General features: G+C 44.8%; 4 protein-coding genes. All 4 read left to right on the plus strand.

Translation table 11 applies throughout. The annotated features are described in order from the left end of the window. Positions 1-807: toprim domain-containing protein (locus CCU_RS11975; protein WP_243440897.1), on the plus strand; the 807-nt coding region annotated here is incomplete at its 5' end. A gap of 63 nt (positions 808-870) precedes the next feature. Further along, entirely contained in the window at positions 871-3,147 is a 2,277-nt protein-coding gene (locus CCU_RS11980) for a DNA gyrase/topoisomerase IV subunit A (protein ID WP_015534853.1), read from the plus strand. A 130-nt stretch (positions 3,148-3,277) separates the two neighbouring features. Further along, entirely contained in the window at positions 3,278-3,544 is a 267-nt protein-coding gene (locus CCU_RS11985) for a type II toxin-antitoxin system Phd/YefM family antitoxin (protein ID WP_015534854.1), read from the plus strand. Continuing rightward, positions 3,537-3,653 (plus strand): type II toxin-antitoxin system YoeB family toxin (locus CCU_RS14835; protein WP_208896394.1); only part of this gene is annotated, 117 nt, incomplete at its 3' end. The genes CCU_RS11985 and CCU_RS14835, both read left to right, overlap by 8 nt.

The raw sequence follows: 3,653 nt of genomic DNA on the forward strand, positions 1-3,653 counted from the left end.
AGAAATTATGATGTGCTGAAGGATATAGTGGACAGGGCGGTGGCTCTCTCCAAGAGAAAGGCGCTTGAGAAGTCCAAGATCAATATAAACAAGTTTTCATTTGAGGGAAATGGCAAGCTTGCAAAGCAGGAGTCCTCAGATTCGTCTAAATGCGAGATATTCATAGTCGAGGGAGATTCGGCGGGAGGCTCAGCCAAGACCGCGAGAAACAGAAAGTATCAGGCAATACTTCCACTTAGAGGTAAGATACTCAACGTGGAGAAGAAGCCTGTTGCAAAGGTGCTTGAGAATGCCGAGATCAAAGCACTCATCAATGCATTTGGCTGTGGCTTCATGCAGGGATACGGCAATGATTTCGATATAAGCAAGCTGAATTACGACAAGATAATCATCATGACTGATGCCGATGTGGATGGTGCCCACATAGCGACACTTCTGCTTACATTCTTCTATAGATTTTACCCTGACCTTATCAGCGAGGGACATATATACATAGCTATTCCGCCTCTCTACAGAGTTGGCGAGGGCAAGAACATCAAATATCTGTACTCAGATGATGAGCTTGCAAAGTACAGGAAGACACACACGAACAAGTTCACGATCCAGAGATACAAGGAACTCGGTGAGATGGATGCAGACCAGCTCTATGAGACGACCATGAACCCTGAGACAAGACTTTTAAAGCAGGTATCAGTGAACAGCCGTGTTGAGGCAAATCAGCTCACACAGACGCTCATGGGAACTGAGGTTGCGCCTAGAAGAGAGTACATAGAGACACACAGTGCAGATGCGGTGCTAGATATATAAAAGTGATATTTGGGAATGCTTAGCAGCGCGTTTTCACAGTTTGTATTATGAAAGGGATAGATCATGTCGGAAAAGATATTAAATGTAGATTATGAGAGCGAGATGGGACAGTCCTATGTGGATTATTCCATGTCGGTTATAACAGAGAGAGCGCTCCCAGATGTAAGGGATGGATTAAAGCCTGTCCAGAGAAGGATACTTTACTCACTGGATGGTCTTGCAGGCTCCGACAAGCCACACAGAAAATGTGCGAGAATAGTCGGAGATACAATGGGTAAATATCATCCACACGGAGATAGTTCCATATATGAAGGACTTGTAAATATGGCACAGAACTGGAAACTGCCGATACCACTTGTTGACCCACACGGCAACTTTGGCGCGGTGGACGGTTCCGGTGCGGCTGCCATGCGATACACTGAGGCGCGTATATCTAAGTACACAGAGGATGTGTGCATGAAGGATCTTCCGTTCTTCAAGGATCAGTTCATACCAAACTTTGACGGAACGGAGACAGAGCCGACTTTCCTGCCTTTCCAGGTGCCAAATATCCTGGTGAGCGGTTCAACCGGTATAGCAGTAGGTATGGCGACAAATATTCCTACACACAATCTCGGTGAGGTCATAGACGCAACTGTTGCATATCTGAATGATCCTGAGATAGAGCTTGAGGACCTGTTAAAACTCATGCCGGGACCTGATTTTGCCACAGGTGGAATCATCAATGCCACACCTGAGGAACTGTACAATGTGTATGCCACAGGACTTGGCAAGATCAAGGTGCGCGGTAAGGTAGAGGTCAGGGATATCGGATACGGAAGAAAGAGTATCTGTGTCACAGAGCTTCCATATACCATGATCGGAGGCACCGCCAAGTTCCTCGATACTGTTGCAGAGCTTGTCAGGAACAGAGAACTTCCAGCTGTCGTGGATATTGCGGACAGAGGAGACAAGAACGGTGAATGTCTGTGTATCGATGTGAAGAAGGGAACTTCTGATGAGGAGATACAGAACATTATCAATATATTATATAAGAAGGCAGCCCTTGAGGATACATTTGGCGTGAATATCAACTGCATCAACAACGGCAAGCCGGAGGTAATGGGACTCAAGAAGATACTGAAGGTGTACACAGATTTCAAGTACGGTCTGTATGACACGAAGTACAGAAAGCTTCTTGCACAGCAGGAGGAGATCAGAGAGATCAAGATGGGACTCCTCACAGCTGTCGATTGCATAGACCTGATCATAGAGATACTCCGCGGAAGTACAAAGGTTGCAGATGCCAAGGCGTGTCTCATGCACGGCGATACATCAAACGTTAAGTTCAGATTCAAGGGCTCAGAGGCGGACGCAAAGTTCCTGTGCTTCACAGAGAAGCAGGCGGATGCAATACTTGCCATGAGACTTCAGAAGCTCATTGGACTGGAGATCAATGCCTTAAAGAAAGAGCTGGCTGACGCTGAGAAGCTCATTAAGAAGTACACAAGGCTTATGGAGTCCAGGGATGCCATGAAGCAGCAGATGATAGATGACATGCTTGAGATCAAGGCAAAGTATGCCATACCTAGAAGGACTCAGATCCATAACTATGGAACTGTTGTTGTGAAGAAGGCTGAGGTCGTGGCTACAGATGTGGCTGTACTTCTCGACAGATTCTATTACATCAAAGTTGTAGATGCAAATGTATACGAGAAGAACATCGACCAGATCACTAAGGATTACAGATTTGCGGTTAAGTGTCAGAATCTTGACAGGATAGCGGTATTTGCTGACAATAATCAGGTGTATACGATCAAGGTTGCAGACATCATTAAGCTTCAGGCGAAGAAGAACACCAGTAAGAAGGGCGGAGGAAGCCTCATAGGACGTCTTGCCGACAAGGGAATCCAGGTGTTCGAGTTCTGCAACATGAATGGTGACGAGAATATCCTGTTCATGGACTGCATAGAGCATTTTGTGACTGACAAGCTGCTGTTCGTCAGTAAGCAGGGTCTTGCCAAGGTTGTTGACGGCTCCGCATTTGACACCACAAGGCGTGCTGCAAATGCTTCAAAAGTCGGTGATGATATCATATATATCGGCAAAATTTCCGAGGGCGACTTCATAATCGCACAGTCAGAGAAGGGCTATTACATAAGAGTTGACGCAGCGGAGATTCCTGAGAAGGGCAAGGGCGCAGCGGGAGTCAGGCTCATCAACTTAGAGGGTGACGATGTCCTTGAGTCGGTATTTGTGGGAAGCACAAAGGATACCTTCAAGGTTGGAGATAACGAGATAATCTTTACCAGAGTTAAGCCGGGCAAGCGCGGCGGCAAGGGAAGCAAGCTGAGGTTCTAAAGAATTACATGCGAGAGCAGAATATCTATTATAACATAGGCATAAGATAATACAGGTACTTGACGTACAGTTTTCTGTACAGTACAATATAAGTACAGAAAACTGTACATGGATTTGAGGAGGTGTTCTTATGTTAGCTGTTAATTATACAAACCTACGAGACAATATGAAAAAGTACATGGATAAAGTTACAGATGATTATGAAACCATGATTGTAACCCGTAAGGATAATAAAAATGTTGTTATGCTTTCAGAAGAGGCATATAACAATCTGATGGAAAATGTATATGTGATGGGAAACAAAGCAAACTATGACTGGCTTATGGAGTCAAAGACCCAGCTTGAGAAAGGAAATTTTGCTGTTCATGATCTGACGGAGGTATCTGTCGATGAATAAAGTCTTTACTGATAATGGATGGAAAGACTATGTCTATTGGCAGACGGAGGATAGAAAGACACTAAAGAAAATAAATAGTCTGATAGAAGATATATGCAGAAATGGAAAT

The organism is Coprococcus sp. ART55/1, assembly GCF_000210595.1.
Lineage (GTDB): Bacteria > Bacillota > Clostridia > Lachnospirales > Lachnospiraceae > Coprococcus > Coprococcus aceti.